The sequence below is a fragment of the Variovorax beijingensis genome, from assembly GCF_003951285.1.
Taxonomy (GTDB): domain Bacteria; phylum Pseudomonadota; class Gammaproteobacteria; order Burkholderiales; family Burkholderiaceae_C; genus Variovorax; species Variovorax beijingensis.
In genome coordinates this window covers 62478-79114 of record NZ_RXFQ01000025.1, presented here as the reverse complement: position 1 = coordinate 79114, position 16637 = coordinate 62478, and the positions used below count along the sequence as shown (strand labels likewise).

The window sequence follows — 16637 nt, the reverse complement described above, 5'->3', positions numbered from 1 at the left end:
CGCCATGGTGATTTCTCCTGAGGTCATTGAGAGTCATTGATCAACAGTGACTCTAGTAAGAGTCCGTTACTCGTGCATGACCAAAAACCACCTTCGAAATTTTTTAAAACTCGTTCGTGAATTTTTTCCGTCAGCAATACGAAGTAATTTCCGACGCGATATTGCTTTTGAATTATTTTTCGTCGCCTTCATTCATGCGAGCTGCAGGATCGCCGCAGCTCGTCGTAGCCCTTCTGCGTGATGGTCAGCACCTGCGCAACTTTCTCGATGCCCGAGAGAGTCAGTGGGCGCGACGGTGCGGGAACGAATGCAACCACCAGCCCGGCCGCCCTCAGGATCCTGACCCTGTCGATGTCTTCAGGCGAGGTGATCGACTTGGGCAGGCGGGTCGATGCGATGCTTCGGAGCAGGTCCATGGTCATGGCAATCTCCTGATTCGGTGATCGCCCTGATGTGCGATCGATGAGATGCCGCCGGCCTCGAGGACCCGCACTGCAGGCGGGTGCCAAAGGCAACCTCTACCAGCGCCGACGAGCATCCATTGCAGTATTGCTTCCCGACATGAAGGGCAGATGACTTTGCGATGGGCGGCCGCGCCCCGCGGAGTAACGGAAGGAAGCCCGTCGCCGCCTGCGGCCGGCCATGCGCCCACGCCGAACGGGAGGCCGATCGCCGCGATGCAGGGCGCTATATTGCGAGCAGCCCGTATTCCCCTTCGCGGGACCAGACCATGCGCTCGAAGGCCCCGGCGCCACACGTTGCGCACGAGCAAACCAGGAGATGTTTTTGGATCTGCGCGACCTGCAGTACTTCGAGGTCATTGCCGAGCTCGAGCACATGGGCCGTGCCTCGCAGCGGCTGCACCGCACCCAGCCTGCGCTGACGAGCTGCGTCAGGCGCCTGGAGGAGGCCTGCGGGGCCGCCCTGTTCGAACGAACGGGCCGGGGCATCCGCCTCACGGCCGCCGGCAAGGCCCTGCTCAAGTGGGCGCAGCGCACGCGTTTCGATGTGGAGAGCGCGCGCCGCGAGATCGGCGACATCGGCCGCGGCCTGGCCGGCAACATCCGTATCGGCATCGTGCCCACGGCCGCGCAGTTCCTGCTTCCGCCGGCGGCGCGGGAGCTGATCAGCGAGGCGCCGGGCATCACGCTTCGCACGACGGTCGCCCTGGGCGACATCCTGACGCCGCTGCTGCGGGCCGGCGAGATCGACCTGATGGTCGGCACGGAGGGCACGCGGGAGCCGGGCTTCACCTCGAAGCTGCTCGCCGAAGACCCGATCGTCGTTGCCGCGACCAGCTCGCACGAGATCTTCAAGAAGACGAGGCCGACGCTCAAGGACCTCGCTGGCTACCGCTGGGTGCTGCAGCCGCCCGGCGCGCCGACGCGCGACTGGCTGGACCAGACCTTCGACCGCAGCCACCTGCCGCGGCCCCAGGTGCAGGTGGAAAGCACGATGCTGCTGATGCTTCCGAGCCTGATCGACGAGACCGGCCTGCTGAGCTTCATCTCGCGGCTGCACCTGCAGGAAGGCCGCTCGGGCGCGGCGCTGCGCGAAGTGAAGGTCAGGGGCGTGACGATGCGCCGACGCATGGTCGTTACCTACCGCGAGAGCGGATACCTTTCGCCGGCGGCGCAACGCCTGGTGGTGCTGCTGGCCAAACACGGGCGTTTTCGGTCGCGCTGATACCCAAAGCGGCATTTATCGATTCCAAGAAATTATCGATTGGACCGCTAGCAGGCCAGCGCGAATACTTGCCTCCATCGAACGCACCGGACCCGCTTCACAGGGCCGGGCAGTTCGGCCACAGGAGACAAGTTCATGCCCTCTTTCCCGCTTCGTGCCGGCGCTTCGCGCCGTCTTGCCATCGCCGCCGCAGCCCTGGTGGCCGGCGCCACCCTCTTCGCGCCTGCCGGCGCCTTTGCGCAGGGCTCCTATCCGTCGCGGCCGATCCGGCTGATCGTGCCGTTCCCGGCCGGCGGCGGCACCGACCTGATCGCGCGTGAGGTTGCCAACAAGGTCGCCACCCGCAACGGCTGGTCGATCGTGATCGACAACAAGCCCGGCTCGGGCGGCAACCTCGGAGTCGACGCGGCCGCCAAGGCGGTGCCCGACGGCTACACGCTGGTGCTCGGCCAGACCAGCAACCTGGCGATCAATCCCACGCTCTACGCCAAGCTGCCGTACAGCCCGGAAAAGGATCTGACACCGATCGGGCTCGTTGCCAGTGCGCCGCTGGTGCTGGTGGTGGCGGCCGACTCGCCGTACAAGACGCTGGCCGACGTGGTGGCCGCGGCCAAGGCCAGGCCCGAGGCGCTCAACTACGCGAGCTCGGGCAGCGGCACGGTGGCGCACCTGGCGACCGAGCTCTTCCAGAAGACCGCCAATGTCAGGTTCACGCACGTGCCGTACAAGGGCGCCGCGCAAGGGTCGACCGACCTGATCGGGGGCCAGGTGCAGATGTACATGTCCTCGGTGCCGACGCTGATCGGGCACATCAAGAACGGCAAGATGCGCCCGATCGTCGTCACCTCGCGCAAGCGCACCACCGACCTGCCGGATGCGCCGACGGTGGACGAGTCGGGCTACAAGGGCTTCGAGGCCGCGACCTGGTTCGGTGTTGCGGGCCCGGCCGGCCTGCCGAAGGACGTGGTGGCCAAGCTCAATGCGGCATTCAACAAGGCGCTGCAGGACCCCGAGGTCAAGCACAAGCTCGCGAGCCAGGGCGCCGAGGTGAAGGGCAGCACGCCGGAGGAGTTCGGCGCCTACATCCGAGAAGAAACGGTGCGCTGGGGCAAGGTCGTCAAGGAATCGGGCGCCAAGGTCGATTGACCGAAGCCGCAGCGGATCGAGGCTCGCCATGCAGACGCTGGATGAAGAGAAGGTGACAGCACCGTTCTCTGCGGGACAGGGCCGCACGCGCGTCCGCGTGCCCGCCGGCGCATGCGACTGCCATGTGCACGTGTACGACGGGCGCGTTCCCGCCGCGCCGGGCGCGCGGCTCATGCCGCCGGACGCGAGCGTCGCCGACTATCGGCAACTGCAGCGGCGCACCGGGACCGAACGGGTGGTGTTCGTGACGCCATCGACCTATGGCACCGACAACCGCCCGATGTGCCAGGCGCTGGCCGGCTATGGCGGGGGTTCGCGTGGCGTCGCCGTGGTCGACGAACTCGTTGGCGATGCGGAACTCCAGATGCTGCATGCCGCGGGTGTGCGTGGCATTCGCCTCAACCTCTCGCTGGGGGTCGCGAATTCGCCGCAGCAGCTCGAAGCGCTGGCGGCGCGTGCAGCGCCACACGGATGGCACCTCCAACTGCTGGCTGCGCCGAACACTCTGGCCGCACTCGAAAGCCGGCTCTTGCGGTTGCCGGTCCCCGTCGTCTTCGACCATCTGGGGCGCATCCCGCCGTCGCTTGCACGACGGCATCCGGCCCATCGGCTGATTCATCGTCTGCTCGACACAGGCCGCGCCTGGGTGAAGTTGTCGGGCGGCTACATCGTGAGCGAAGCCGGCCCGCCAGCCTATGCCGACGTCGCGCCGCTGGCGCGCGGCTACCTGCAGGCCGCTCCCGAGCGCGTCGTATGGGGAAGCGACTGGCCCCATGCGTCGGCCACCGCAGGTCATCAACCGCTGCCCGACGACGCCCGGCAGATGGAACTGCTCGCGCAATGGGCCGGCGACGCGGCTGCCCTGCGGCGCGTGCTGGTCGACAACCCGGCCGTGCTCTACGGCTTCGATCTCCCTCCCCGCAAAGGACAATCATGACCCTGTTCCGTCGGCGCGCCCTTGCCGCCATCGCCCTGTCGCTTCTGGCCATTGCAGCAGCGCCTGCCAAGGCGCAAGGCGGTTGGCCAGCCGGCCGCCCCATGACATGGGTGGTGCCCTATCCGCCGGGGGGCACGACGGATATCCTGGGGCGCGCGATCGCCTTGCGCCTGGGCGCGTCGCTCGGCGCAACACTGGTTGTCGACAACAAGGCTGGTGCCACGGGCACGATCGGATCCGCCTTCGTCGCAAGGGCCGCACCCGACGGCTACACCCTGCTCGGAACCTCGATCGGACCGCAGGCCATCGTGCCCAACCTGGTTCCGAAGATGCAGTACGACCCGATCAAGGCCTTCGAGCCCGTCGCGTTGATCGGAACGATCCCGCACGTGCTGGTGGTCGGCAGCAGCCAGCCTTTCCGCTCTGTGCGCGAGCTCGTGGAGCAGGCCAAGGCGCAGCCCGACACATTGTCTTTCGCCTCCGGCGGCACCGGCACCATCCTGCAGATGCAGGGCGAACTGCTGCGTCTGCAGACCGGCGTGCGCATGACGCACGTGCCCTACAAGGGCGATACACCGGCCATCCAGGACGTTCTTGCCGGCCACGCAACCTTCATGTTCGCGCCAGTGGCCGCAGCGCTGCCGCACATCCAAGGCGGCCGGCTCCGTGCGCTGGCCGTGACCTCGGCGGCACGGCTCAAGGCCCTGCCCGACGTGCCGACCATGAGCCAGGCGGGCTTCAAGGACTTCGTGGTGGAGCAATGGCAGGCAGTCTATGCCCCCGCCGGCACGCCCGCAGCGGTGGTGCGGCGCCTCAACCAGGAGATCGTGCGCATCCTGAAGGATCCCGAAGTTGCCGCCATGGCCGACCGGCTCGGCATCACGCTGGTCGGCAGCACGCCCCAGCAGCTTGCCGACACCCAGAAAGCCGACCTCGCCAAGTGGGGCCGGGTCATCAAGGACGCCGGCGTCCGGATGGACTGAGTCCCTCCACCCACACCTGTTTCATTCCCGAAAGAAAACCCATGTCCTCCAATCCTCCCGACATCATTCGCAATTTCGAGCGCGTGCCCGCGCACATCGTGGCGCAGGCCGCGCAGTTCCAGCCCGCCATCCTGGCCGACGTGGCCGGCCGCCGAGGCGCGATGCACGGCCGCATCAAGGCGCTGCGCCCGCGCATGAAGCTGGCCGGTCCCGCCTTCACGGTGGAGGTGCGCCCCGGCGACAACCTCATGATCCATGCCGCCATCGCGATGGCCCGGCCCGGCGATGTGCTGGTGATCGACGGCAAGGGCGACCAGGGCTCGGCGCTCATGGGCACGATCATGATGACGGCCTGCCAGAAGCTCGGCATCGCAGGCGTGGTGATGGACGGCGCCTGCCGCGACAGCCTCGAGATCGACGAGATGGACTACCCGGTGTTCTGCGTGGGCACCAACCCGAACGGCCCGACCAAGAGCATCGCCGGGCGCATCGGGCACCCGGTTTCGGTCGGCGATGTCACGGTGCGCCCGGGCGACTTCGTGATCGCCGACGCCGACGGCGTGGTGGTGGTCGAGCGCGAGAAGATCGAGGCGCTGCTGCCCGCGGCGGCCCGCAAGGTCGGCGATGAGGCCGCACGCATTGCCGCCATCAAGGAAGGCGACACCGCGGCCAAGTGGCTGAACAGCGCGCTGCGCACGGCCGGCGTGCTCAAGGAGGGAGAGGCCCTGTGAGCACCATCCTTGTGACCGGCGCCGACCTGGCGCCGCAGGCGATCGCGCTGCTCGAAGGCCACGAGATCGTCTATGCCGGCAAGGCGCCGACCGAGGACGACCTGGTGGCGCTGTGCCGCGCGCACGACCCCGTGGCCATCATCGTGCGCTACGGCAAGGTTGGCGCCGCGGTGATGGACGCGGCGCCCTCGCTGCGCGTGATCTCCAAGCACGGCAGCGGCACCGACACCATCGACAAGGCCGCGGCCCAGGCGCGCGGCATCGAGGTGGTCGCGGCCGCGGGCGCGAACGCCGCCGCGGTGGCCGAGCAGGCGCTGGCCCTGCTGCTGGCGTGCGCCAAGTCGGTGGTGGCGCTGGACGCGCGCATGCATGCCGGCCACTGGGACAAGGCCACGCACAAGAGCCTGGAACTCGGCGGCCGCACCATCGGGCTGATCGGCCTGGGTGCGATCGGACTGCGCTTTGCCCGCATGGCCGACGCGCTGGGCATGCGCGTGATCGGCTTCGATCCCTATGCCGGGAATCTTCCGCCCCATGTGACGGCCGTCGACCTGCCGGCGATCTGGCGCGAGTCCGATGCGATCTCGCTGCACTGCCCGCTGACGGAAGACAACCGCGGCCTGGTCAATGCCGACACGCTGGCCCGGTGCAGGCGCGGCGTGATCCTGGTGAACACCGCGCGCGGCGGCCTCGTCGACGAGGCGGCGCTGCTGGCCGCGGTGCGTTCGGGCCAGGTCGGCATGGCGGGCCTGGACAGCTTCGCGGCCGAGCCCATGGCCGCCGGCCATCCGTTCCAGGGCGAGAAGCACTTCGTGCTGAGCCCGCACATCGGCGGCGTGACCGGCGATGCCTATGTGAACATGGGCGTCGGCGCAGCGAAGAACGTGCTGCAGGTGCTCGCCCGCCAGCCGGCCACGAGCTGAACGCCGCTTCGAACAACGAGAGACAAGCCATGAAGATCCATCTGGCGACGGTGTCGCTGGCCATTTCGATGGGGCTGTGCACGGCACTGCCCGCCGCCGCGCAGACCGCCTGGCCCGCCAAGCCGGTACGCATCCTTGTGGGCTTTTCCGCGGGCGGCCCGACCGACGCCGTCGCGCGCGCGTTCGCCGAGCATGCGGCACGCGCGCTCGGCCAGCCTTTCGTGGTCGACAACAAGCCGGGCGCCAACACGATCCTGGCAGCGGAAGCCGTGGCCGCGGCCGCACCGGATGGCTATACCTTGCTGCTGGGCGCGACCAACCACACGATGATCCCGGCGCTCTACAGCCATCGGGTGAAATTCGACGCGGTCCGTTCGTTCGCCCCGGTGTGTTCGCTGGCAGCGAGTCCGACGGTGCTGGTGGTCGGGCCGACGATGGCCGCCAACACGGTCGGCGAGTTTCTGCGGGAGGTGAAGGCCGCGCCCGGCAAGCGCACCTATGCCACGCCGGGAAGCGGCAGTTCCGGCCATTTCGCGAGCGAACGGTTCACGCGGCTGACCGGCACCTCGATGAACCACATTCCCTACAAGGGCGCAGCCCAGGCCATGACCGACCTGATGGGCGGGCAGGTGGACAGTTCCTTCGCAACCCTGGGGTCGGTCCTCCCGCAGGTGCAGGCCGGCAAGCTGCGCGCACTCGCGGTCGCCGCGCCCAAGCGTTCGGCACTGCTGCCGGGCGTGCCGACCTTCGAGGAGGCCGGCATCAAGGGCTACGCCGCCGATGCCTGGTATGGCCTGCTGGCGCCGGCGCAGACGCCGCCGCAGGTCCTGGCCGCGCTGCAGCGCGTGGCGACCGAGTTCGCCAGCGCGCCCGCGACGGTGGAGAAGTTCCGGATGCTCGGCATGGAGGCGCGGAGCACCTGTGCCGACGCGTTCGGTGCGCAGCTCGCCAACGAAGTGAAAGCCTACGGCGAACTCGCACGCGCCCTCGACCTGAAAGCAGAGTGAGTGGATGCGCTGCGCTCCTGCTCCTGTCTACCCAACCATTCATCGAGACAACACATGAAAACCTTCATCCGCCGCGTACTGGCGATTGCCCTCCTGGCTGCCGCCTCGGCGCATGCCGCCTTTCCCGAGCGCCCGATCACCCTGGTCGTCCCCTACGCACCCGGCGGCTCGGCCGATGCGCTGGCGCGCGTGCTCGCCGTGCGCATGGGCGTGAAGCTGGGCACCAGCGTGATCGTCGACAACCGCCCCGGCGCGAGCGGGACCATCGGCGCGAGCTTTGCCGCCAAGGCCCCGGCCGACGGCTACACCGTGCTCTACGACGCCACGCCCTACTCCATCAATCCGCACCTGTTCCCTCGCATGCCGTACGCAGCCAATGCGCTGCAGCCGCTGGCGCTGGTCTCGCTGGCGCCGAACATCCTCATCGTCAAGGCCGAGTCGCCGATCAGGGACGTGAAGGACCTGGTCGCCAGGGCCAAGGCCGCGCCGGGCAAGCTGAACTTCGCCTCCGGCGGCAGCGGCACCGTGCAGCGGCTGGCGGCGGAGCTGCTGCGCCAGCGGCTCGACCTCGACATGGTGCACGTCGGCTACAAGAGCGGCGGCCCCGCCATCGTCGACGTGACCGGCGGCCAGGTCGACTTCATGTTCAGCACCATCGCGGCGTCTTATCCGCTGGTGTCCTCGGGCAAGCTGCGGGCTCTCGCGGTGTCGTCGCCCGAGCGTTCCAGGCGTCTGCCGGACGTGCCGACGGTGGCCGAATCGGTCGCTCCCGGCTACGAGGCCTTCGAGTGGAACGGCCTGCTGCTGCCGGCCGGCACGCCGGAGCCCGTCGCTGCAAAGCTGCACAAGGCGCTGGTCGAGGTCCTGAAGGAAGACGAGGTGAAGCAGCGCTTCACCGACGTCGGGGTGCAGGCCGTCGGCTCCACGCCGGCCGAGTTCGCGGCCTTCCTGAAGAAGGAAGACGCGAAATGGGCCGAGGTGATCCGCAAGGGCAACATCAAGCTCGACTGACGCGCCGATGGCCGATCTCCCGCTCGCGCATCCCGTGCCGCATTCGATCGGGCTCGACCGCCCGTCGCGCAGGCTGCCCGCCGACGCCTGCGACAGCCACATGCACATCTTCGATCCGCGGTTCGCGCCCTCGCGGCACTGGAAGCGGCAGCCGCCCCGCGCCGAGGTCGCCGCCTATCGCCAGCTCCAGCAGCGGCTGGGCACGTCGCGCACCGTGGTCGTGAACCCGTCCACCTATGGCACCGACAACGCCTGCATGCTCGACGCGCTGGCGCAGCTCGGGACGAGCGCGCGCGGCGTCGCGGTGGTCGGTGCCGAGGTGGACGATGCGCAGCTCGAGCGCTTCGCGGCGCAGCGCGTGTGCGGATTGCGCGTGAACTTCGTGACGCCGCAGTCCTGGGGCGCCACCACGCCGGAAATGCTGGCGGCGCTCGCGCGCAAGGCGGCACGGCTTGGATGGCACATCCAGGTCTTCGTTCACCCCGGGCAGCTGGTCGAACTGGCGCCGGTGCTCGAGGCCCTGCCCACCCCGCTCGTGATCGACCACATGGCGCGCATCGATCCCGCCGACGGCCCAGCCGGCGCCGCCTTCGCCACGCTGCGCCGGCTGCTCGGCAGGGGCAACACCTGGGTGAAGCTGTCCGGCGTCTACATGCGCTCGCGGGAGGGCGCCCCGGCCTATGGCGACGCCCATGCGCTGGGGCGTGCGCTGGTGCAGGCCGCGCCGGAGCGCATGCTCTGGGGCAGCGACTGGCCCCACACCACCGAGGCGCCGGACACGGTCGACGATGCCGACCTGGTGAATGTGCTGCGCGCCTGGTGCGGCGACGATGGCGTGATGGACCGTATCCTCGTCGACAACCCGGCACGGCTCTACGGCTTCGGCGAGGCCTGACCGCCACGCGCGTCGCGCATTTCTTCCTGCCCAGCGGCGCCGACGCCGCAACGGAGACTCCCTTGTTCCTTCTGCACCCCCCCGAAGTTCGAGAACTCGAAGTGTTCACACGCATGCCCGACGCCCTGCGCCGGCGCGAGCCCAGCGCCTGGGCCGACGCCAACCGCGGCGGCCAGGCCACCGACTCGTTCCTCGAGGGGCCGGTGTTCGACGAGGCCGGCAACCTCTACGTGGCGGACATCCCGTTCGGCCGCATCTTCCGCATCGACCCGGCCGGCGCGTGGACCCTGGCGGCCGAATACGACGGCGAGCCGAACGGCTTGAAGTTCCTGGACGCGCACACACTGCTCGTCGCCGACTACAAGAACGGCCTGATGCGAATCGACGTGCGCACCGGCACCGTCGCGTCTCACTTGCAGCGGCGCAACACCGAGCGCTTCAAGGGCGTGAACGACCTGGTGCTGGACGCGCAGGGAAACATCTACTTCACCGACCAGGGCCAGACCGGGCTGCACGATCCCACGGGCCGCCTCTACCGGCTGCGACCGGACGGGCAGCTCGATCTTCTGCTGGGCAACGTACCCAGCCCGAACGGCGTGGCGCTCTCGCCGGACGGCAAGCTGCTCTACCTTGCGGTGACGCGCGGCAACTGCGTGTGGCGCGTACCGCTGCTGGCCGACGGCAGCGTCGCGAAGGTGAGCCAGTTCTTCACCTCGTACGGTCCGAGCGGCCCCGACGGGCTGGCGGTCGATGCGAAAGGACGCGTGCTCGTCGCCAACCCGGGCCTGGGCTATGTCTGGCTGTTGAATGCCCGTGCCGAGCCGGTCGCCGTTCTTCGGGGACCGGCGGGGGCCTCCACGACCAACCTGGCCTTCGGCGGCAAGGACCGATGCACGCTCTACGTGACCGATTCGACCCATGGGAGCATCCTGATGGCGCAGCTGGATACACCGGGGTCATTGCTGCACCGCGGGCCGCCCGGGGCCTGAGTCCTTCGAAACGTCATGCGGCTTCGTCGAAACGACGAGAAGACTGCCGCCTTCGACGCTCTGCTCTCTACCGCCTGCCAGCCTTCGCTTCTACATTTTCTCTACGGAGCCGCAGCTCCTTTCTGGAGAAACAAAATGTCGAAGCTACACGTCAAGAATGTTCTGGTGCTGGGTGCGGGCAAGGTGGGCAGCACGGTGGCGGACATGATCGCCGAATACCACCGCATCCCGGTGACGCTGGCCGACCAGCGCGCCGGCACGCCGTCCAATGATCCGCTGGTGCGGCAGATCACGCTGAACGTGGAAGACGAGGCGGCGCTGGCCGGCGAGCTGGCCTCGCACGCGGTGGTCATCAACGCGCTGCCCTTCTTCCTGGCCGCGCGCGTTGCCACCCAGGCGGCGCGGTTGGGCGTGCACTATTTCGACTTGACGGAAGACGTGGCGGCCACGCATGCCATCCGCCAGCTTTCCAACGAAGCCACGTCGGTGCTGATGCCGCAAAGCGGCCTCGCGCCGGGCGTGATCGGCATGCTCGGCGGGCACCTGGCGGGGCACTTCGACGAGCTCTACGACCTGCGCCTGCGCGTCGGCGCGCTCACGCGCAATGCCACCAACAGCCTTCGCTACAACTTCACCTGGAGCATCGACGGCGTCATCAACGAATACTGCAACGCCTGCGATGCGATCGTGAATGGCCAGCTCGTGTCGGTGCAGGCACTCGAGGGCCACGAGACCTTCACGCTCGACGCGGAGGCCTTCGAGGCCTTCAATACATCCGGCGGGCTGGGCACGCTGTGCGAGACGCTGCGCGGCAAGGTGCGCAACCTCGACTACAAGACCATCCGCTATCCGGGCCACCGCGATGCGATGAACTTTCTCTTGCACGACCTGCGCCTGATCGAGCGCCGCGACCTGCTGCGCCAGGTGCTCGAGCATGCGGTGCCGCACAGCCGCGAAGACGTGGTGATCGTGTTCGCGTCGGCCTCGGGCATGCGCGGCGGCCGCTTCGAGCAGGAAACCCGCCTGGGCCGCGTGTTCGGCGCCAGGCTTCGCGGCAAGGACCGCACCGCGATCGAGCTCACCACCGCGGCCGGCGTGGTCGGCGTGTTCGAGCTGCTGCAGCAGGGCAAGCTGCCCCGCGCCGGCTTCGTCGGGCAGGAGCAGGTGCCGCTCGAGGCCTTTCTCTCGACGCGCGTGGGCCACTACTACCAGGGGCTCGGCGTGAGCGCCTCCAGCCCTTCGCAGCAGGAGCTCGCCGAAGCCTGAGCCTGAACGCTCGGTGCAAGCCGTGGCCGGGGAGCGCAAGGCCCCGGCTCGCCCCTGTCTTTCTTTTTCAATCCCGGACTGGAGTTTTGCCATGCGTGGTGCAGACGTGCTCGTGCAGATGTTGATCAACTACGGCGTCGACGTGCTTTTCGGTGTGCCCGGCGACACCAACGTGCCCTTCTACGAGGCGCTGCAGCGCCGCCAGGGCGACATCGAGCACGTCATGGCCCGCGACGAGCGCTCGGCCGGCTACATGGCCGACGCCTATGCGCGGCTGACCGACAAGCCCGGGATTTTCGAATGCCCCTCGGGCGCCGGCGCGATGTACTCGCTGCCGCCGCTGGCCGAATCGAATGCTTCTTCGGTGCCGGTCATCCTGCTGACCATCGACTTGCCGCTGCCGGGCGAAGGCCGCGGCATGATCACCGAGCTCGACTGCGCCAGGCTGTTCGAACCCGTCACGAAAATGTCGGTACAGGTGAAATCGCCCGAGAAGCTGCCCGAGATCATGCGCCGCGCATTCCGCGTGGCCTGCTCCGGCACGCCCGGCGCCGTGCACCTGCAGATTCCGGAAGACATGCTGCTGGCGGAGATCGACCCCGACACCATCTCGCTGCACGCCGAGCCCGAATGCAGGACCTTCCCGGCCTTTCCGATGGCACCCGCGCCCGGCAAGGTGGGCGAGCTTTTCGCCCTGCTGCGCAAGGCCTCGAAGCCGCTCTTCGTCGCGGGCGGCGGCGTGAACCGCTCCTGCGCCGGCAGTGCGCTCACCGAGGTGGCCGCGAAGCTCAACGTGCCCGTGGTCAACACGATCACGGGACAGGGCGCGCTGCCCGACGACCACCGCCTGGCCATCGGCGTCATTGGCGACAACGGCTTTCATCCGCATGCCAACCGCGCGCTCGAGGAATCGGACCTGGTGATCTTCGTCGGCTCGCGCATGGGATCCGTCGTCACCGTGGGCTGGACCTTCCCCAAGTCGACCCTCAACAAGCGCGTCGTGCAGATCGACATCAACCCCGAGCGCCTTGCCAACAACTACGAGAACCTGCTGTCGATCGCCGCGGATGCGCAGCTGGTCCTCAAGCAGATCCTGAACGAAGCGCCCGTCGATTTCGATGGCTCGAAGCACACGCCCTGGGTCGACCATCTCAACACTTACCGCGCGAACTTCTGGGAGCATGCCGAAGGCGTGCTTTCGCTGGACGACGTGCCGCTGCGGCCCGAGCGCGTGGTGCGCGAGTTCGGCAAGCAGCTCGAGAAGTACGGCCAGGCCGTGCACATTCTCTCGGACGCCGGCACGCCCACGCCCTACATGACGCGCTTCCTGCGCATCGGCGACCGCCGCACGCGCTTCGTGATACCGCGCGCCTTCGGCGGCCTGGGCTCGGCGATTCCCGCGGTGGTCGGCGCCTGGTATGCCGACAAGACGCGCCGGCCGATCGGCATGTTCGGCGACGGCTCTTTCAACATGACCGTCGGCGAGCTCGAGACGCTGGTTCGCAAGAAGGTGCCGGCGCTGCTGATGCTCTTCAACAACGGCTGCTTCGGCTGGATCAAGGGGCTGCACCGGCTCAAGGGCCACGATGAATGCTTCGGCGTGGACTTCCTGCCGCCGCGCGGCCGGGCCATTGCCGAGGCCTTCGACATCAAGGCCTGGACGGCCGCCACGCCCGACGAACTGATGCAGGCGCTCGATGAGGCCTTCGCCTACGACGGCCCTTGCCTCATCGACATTCACATCGAATCGCTCGCGGACCGCGTGCCGCCCGTGTATTCATGGCTGGCGAAAAAGAAGCTCGATCCGCTGGCACTCGCGCCGGAAGACGTGGCCTATCTGTAGATCGGATCGCGCCGCCGACGGTTCGCGATAGACTTTTCGGCGAATGAACCGATTGGCCTGAATGAAGAACACTGTTGCCGTGCTCGGCGCCGGAATCGTCGGCGTGTCGAGTGCCCTCGAGCTCCAGCGGCGGGGTTTCGACGTGACGGTCTTCGACCGCGCCGCGCCCGGCCGCGAAACCTCCTACGGCAATGCCGGCGTGATGGCCCGCAGCTCGCTGATGCCGTTCAACCATCCGGGATTGCGGTCCTCGCTCCCCAGGCTGCTGAAGAACAACTCTACGGGCTTTCGCTACAACCCGCGTTTCCTCGCGAAGAACCTGCCGTGGGCGCTGAAGTTCCTGGCCAACACGCGCGCGGCGGTCTTTCATGAAACGACCGCGGCGCTCGACGCGCTGATCCGGCTTTCGACGTCGGAGCACCTGCGGCTGCTGGGCGAAGCGGGCGCGGCGCATCGCCTGCGCACCACGGGCTGGCTCTTTCTCTACCGCAGCGAGGAAGGCTTTCTCGGCAGCCAGCTCTCGCGGGACACCTTCAAGAAGTTCGGCATCGCGACGCAGGTGCTTGATGCACGAGAGCTCGCGCAGCTGGAGCCCCATCTGAAGCCGCTGTTCCCGCGCGCGCTGTGGATCCAGGACACGGCGTCGGTGGACAGCCCGGGCCAGGTGGTCGAGGCCTATGCAAGGCTTTTCACTGCCCGCGGAGGCCGCATCCGACAGGCATCGATCGGCGGACTGCGCCGCTCGGATGCAGGCGATGCCTGGCAGCTCAGCGAAGACGGCGGCACGCTTCACGAGGCCTCGCGCGTCGTGCTCGCGCTGGGGCCATGGACCCGGGAGTTCGCGAAGAAGGCCTTGGGCCTGTCGGTGCCGATGGCGTACGAGCGCGGCTACCACATGCACTACGCGGCCGCCGGCGGCGCTTCGCTCGGGCGCCCGGTGTACGACACCGGCGGCGCCTACGTGCTCTCGCCGATGGAACAGGGCCTGCGCCTGTCCACCGGGGTGCAATTGACCGATCGCGAGGCGCCCCGGAACCTCGCCCAGCTCGACCTGGCCGAGCGCGCCGCGCGCGAGGCGTTTCCGCTCGAGGAGCGCCTTGAAAAAGAGGCTTGGCTCGGCAGCCGCCCCACGCTGCCGGACAGCCGCCCGATCATCGGCGAATGCCCGGGCCGCCCAGGCCTTTGGCTCGCATTCGGCCATCAGCACATCGGCTTCAACACCGGTCCGGGCACCGCTGCGCTCCTTGGCGCGATGATGGCCGGCGAAGCCTGCGCGTTCGATCCTGCGCCGTTCCGGCCTTCACGGTTTCTGGACTGAAAGCCGCCAGCGCATCTGCATCTCCTGGAGATGGGAGCGCACCGATCCGGGACCCCGAGCGTGCCCGTATTGCGACCAGGACATTCACGGGCCTCTCGCGGAAATGGTCGTTTCGCATGCCCGGGATGACGGTATGACGAAAACTTCGCGAGATCCTGACGAACTGCCGCATTGTTCGTGACTGTCATGCCTCCTAGACTCATTCGCGAGTCGAAGCCTTCCTTCCTGTTCAACAAATGGCGAGCTTTTTGCTTGGAGACCCCATGGCTACAAAACGAGCGTTCCTTCGCACCCTCCTCGCGCTGACGAGCGCATGCATCCTCACCCTCAGCGTCGCCCAGGAGCCGGAAAGCTCGATGACCCGCGTCCAACGGACCAAGGTCCTGCGGGTGGGCGCGATCGCCGGGGCCATTCCGTACTTCAGCAAGGACCTGGTCTCGGGCAAGTGGGAAGGCTTCGGGCCCGACTTCTCGGAGAGCCTGGCCAGGAAGTTCGGCGCCAAGGTCGAATACGTGGAAACGACCTGGGGCAACGCGGTGCTCGACCTGCAGTCGAACAAGATCGACGCGATGTTCGGCATGGCGCCGACGCCAGCGCGCAAGGAGGTCGTGAACTTCTCCGACACCCTGTTCGACAACACCTACACCGCCGTCTGCAAGAAGGGCTTCCCGACCAAGACCTGGGAGCAGCTGAACGCGCCGGAGAACAAGATCGTGGTCGACGTGGGCTCGAGCCATGACCAGCTCGCCACGCGCATCCTGCCGAAGGCCGACGTCCAGCGGCTGGAGAACTCGGGCTCCGCAACGCTCGCGCTGCAGGCCAGCCGCGCCGACTGCCAGATCCTGGTGATCCTGCTGGCGCAGCCGCTGCTGGCCAAGCGCGCCAACGTGGGCGTGATGCAGATTCCCACCCCGATCTACACCGCGCCCGTGAGCATCGGCCTGCGCAAGGAAGCCGATCCGGCCATGCAGACGGCCGTCAACGCCTGGCTGGGCGAGGTTCGCGCCAAGGGCGAGGTCCGCAGCGTGATCCTGAAGAACATGGAAAAACTCGCCGGCGTTCCCGCCAGCGCCTTCCCTTCCGAAATCAAGTTCTGAGGCCGGGCCATGGAATACGCCGAATCGCAGGGGACGCCCCGCTCGCACTCTCGCCTGGGCATGGCCCTGATGGTGGTTCTTGCGCTGGCCGGTGCCTGGGCCCTGGTCAAGCATTTCGCAGGCGCAAGCGCGGCCTCCGCAGGCTACGACTGGGACTTCGCGGTGCTCTGGAAGTACCGCTCACTCCTCATCAGCGGACTGCTCTACACACTGCTCTTCACCGTGGTCTGCGTGGTGCTCGGGCTGCTGGTGGGCGTGGTCACTGGCCTGGGGCGCCTGTCCACCAACCCGTACATCACCGCGCCGCTGCGAGCCTACATCGAGGTGTTCCGGTGCACGCCGGTGCTTGTGCAGCTCGTGTGGTTCTACTACGCGCTGCCCGTTCTCACCGGTCTCGAACTCTCGGCCGCGGCCGCCGCCACCCTCTGCCTGACGCTCTATGGCGGCGCGTTCTATTCCGAGATCGTGCGCGGCGGGATCATCTCCATCGAATCCGGCCAGACCGAGGCCGGCAAGGCGCTGGGCATGACACGCCTGCAGCTGCTTCGCCGCATCCTGCTGCCGCAGGCGTTCAAGAAGATGGTGCCGCCGTTGATGAGCCAGTCGATCATGCAGCTGAAGAACACCTCGCTGCTCTCGGTGCTGGCCGTGCCGGACCTGCTGTACCAGGGCCAGGTGATCGCGCACGACACCTACCGGCCGCTGGAGCTCTACACCTTCATCGCGATCGCGTATTTCGCCGTGCTGCTGCCCATCACGATCTGGGCCAAGCGCATGGAGTACGGCGTTTCCAAGGAAGCCTGAC

At 67.8% G+C, this 16637-nt stretch carries 16 protein-coding genes; 15 read left to right on the top strand and 1 reads right to left on the bottom strand.

Annotated features, from left to right (window positions below; all coding sequences use genetic code 11):
• Window positions 1–188: 188 nt before the first annotated feature.
• Window positions 189–422, bottom strand: coding sequence for a hypothetical protein (locus tag EJO66_RS29480; protein WP_124960867.1), 234 nt, complete (start codon window positions 420–422; stop codon window positions 189–191).
• Between the two features lie 358 nt (window positions 423–780).
• On the opposite strand from EJO66_RS29480, the gene EJO66_RS29475 reads away from it, so the two are divergent.
• The 15 genes from EJO66_RS29475 to EJO66_RS29405 all read left to right on the top strand — a co-directional run bounded on the left by EJO66_RS29475 (window position 781) and on the right by EJO66_RS29405 (window position 16636).
• The gene (locus tag EJO66_RS29475) at window positions 781–1686 is read left to right on the top strand and encodes a LysR family transcriptional regulator (protein ID WP_240648880.1); all 906 of its coding nucleotides are present in this window, start codon (window positions 781–783) and stop codon (window positions 1684–1686) included.
• Between the two features lie 135 nt (window positions 1687–1821).
• Entirely contained in the window at window positions 1822–2832 is a 1011-nt protein-coding gene (locus EJO66_RS29470) for a Bug family tripartite tricarboxylate transporter substrate binding protein (protein WP_124960865.1), read from the top strand.
• A 28-nt stretch (window positions 2833–2860) separates the two neighbouring features.
• Entirely contained in the window at window positions 2861–3769 is a 909-nt protein-coding gene (locus EJO66_RS29465; RefSeq protein ID WP_124960864.1) for an amidohydrolase family protein, read from the top strand.
• Window positions 3766–4752 carry a Bug family tripartite tricarboxylate transporter substrate binding protein gene (locus EJO66_RS29460; protein ID WP_125966876.1) on the top strand — a complete coding sequence of 329 codons (987 nt, stop codon included), beginning with the start codon at window positions 3766–3768 and terminating at the stop codon, window positions 4750–4752. Before EJO66_RS29465 ends, EJO66_RS29460 begins: the two co-directional genes overlap by 4 nt.
• A 41-nt stretch (window positions 4753–4793) precedes the next feature.
• Entirely contained in the window at window positions 4794–5483 is a 690-nt protein-coding gene (locus EJO66_RS29455; protein ID WP_124960862.1) for an RraA family protein, read from the top strand.
• Window positions 5480–6406 (top strand): NAD(P)-dependent oxidoreductase, encoded by a 927-nt coding sequence (locus EJO66_RS29450; protein ID WP_124960861.1) that lies wholly within the window; start codon window positions 5480–5482, stop codon window positions 6404–6406. Before EJO66_RS29455 ends, EJO66_RS29450 begins: the two co-directional genes overlap by 4 nt.
• A gap of 29 nt (window positions 6407–6435) precedes the next feature.
• Entirely contained in the window at window positions 6436–7413 is a 978-nt protein-coding gene (locus EJO66_RS29445; protein ID WP_125966875.1) for a Bug family tripartite tricarboxylate transporter substrate binding protein, read from the top strand.
• A gap of 54 nt (window positions 7414–7467) precedes the next feature.
• Window positions 7468–8424 carry a Bug family tripartite tricarboxylate transporter substrate binding protein gene (locus EJO66_RS29440; RefSeq protein ID WP_124960859.1) on the top strand — a complete coding sequence of 319 codons (957 nt, stop codon included), beginning with the start codon at window positions 7468–7470 and terminating at the stop codon, window positions 8422–8424.
• Window positions 8425–8431: 7 nt separating this feature from the next.
• Window positions 8432–9319 (top strand): amidohydrolase family protein, encoded by an 888-nt coding sequence (locus tag EJO66_RS29435; RefSeq protein WP_125966874.1) that lies wholly within the window; start codon window positions 8432–8434, stop codon window positions 9317–9319.
• A gap of 62 nt (window positions 9320–9381) precedes the next feature.
• Window positions 9382–10308 (top strand): SMP-30/gluconolactonase/LRE family protein, encoded by a 927-nt coding sequence (locus EJO66_RS29430; RefSeq protein WP_125966873.1) that lies wholly within the window; start codon window positions 9382–9384, stop codon window positions 10306–10308.
• A 135-nt stretch (window positions 10309–10443) separates the two neighbouring features.
• Window positions 10444–11574 (top strand): saccharopine dehydrogenase family protein, encoded by a 1131-nt coding sequence (locus EJO66_RS29425; protein ID WP_125966872.1) that lies wholly within the window; start codon window positions 10444–10446, stop codon window positions 11572–11574.
• A gap of 91 nt (window positions 11575–11665) precedes the next feature.
• On the top strand, window positions 11666–13417 hold the full coding sequence (locus EJO66_RS29420; protein WP_125966871.1) for a thiamine pyrophosphate-binding protein: 1752 nt from the start codon (window positions 11666–11668) through the stop codon (window positions 13415–13417).
• A 61-nt stretch (window positions 13418–13478) separates the two neighbouring features.
• Window positions 13479–14735 carry an NAD(P)/FAD-dependent oxidoreductase gene (locus EJO66_RS29415; RefSeq protein ID WP_125966870.1) on the top strand — a complete coding sequence of 419 codons (1257 nt, stop codon included), beginning with the start codon at window positions 13479–13481 and terminating at the stop codon, window positions 14733–14735.
• A gap of 263 nt (window positions 14736–14998) precedes the next feature.
• The gene (locus tag EJO66_RS29410) at window positions 14999–15832 is read left to right on the top strand and encodes a transporter substrate-binding domain-containing protein (RefSeq protein WP_125966869.1); all 834 of its coding nucleotides are present in this window, start codon (window positions 14999–15001) and stop codon (window positions 15830–15832) included.
• A gap of 9 nt (window positions 15833–15841) precedes the next feature.
• Complete coding sequence (locus EJO66_RS29405) at window positions 15842–16636, top strand: amino acid ABC transporter permease (RefSeq protein ID WP_125966868.1); 795 nt, start codon at window positions 15842–15844, stop codon at window positions 16634–16636.
• Window position 16637: the final 1 nt, after the last annotated feature.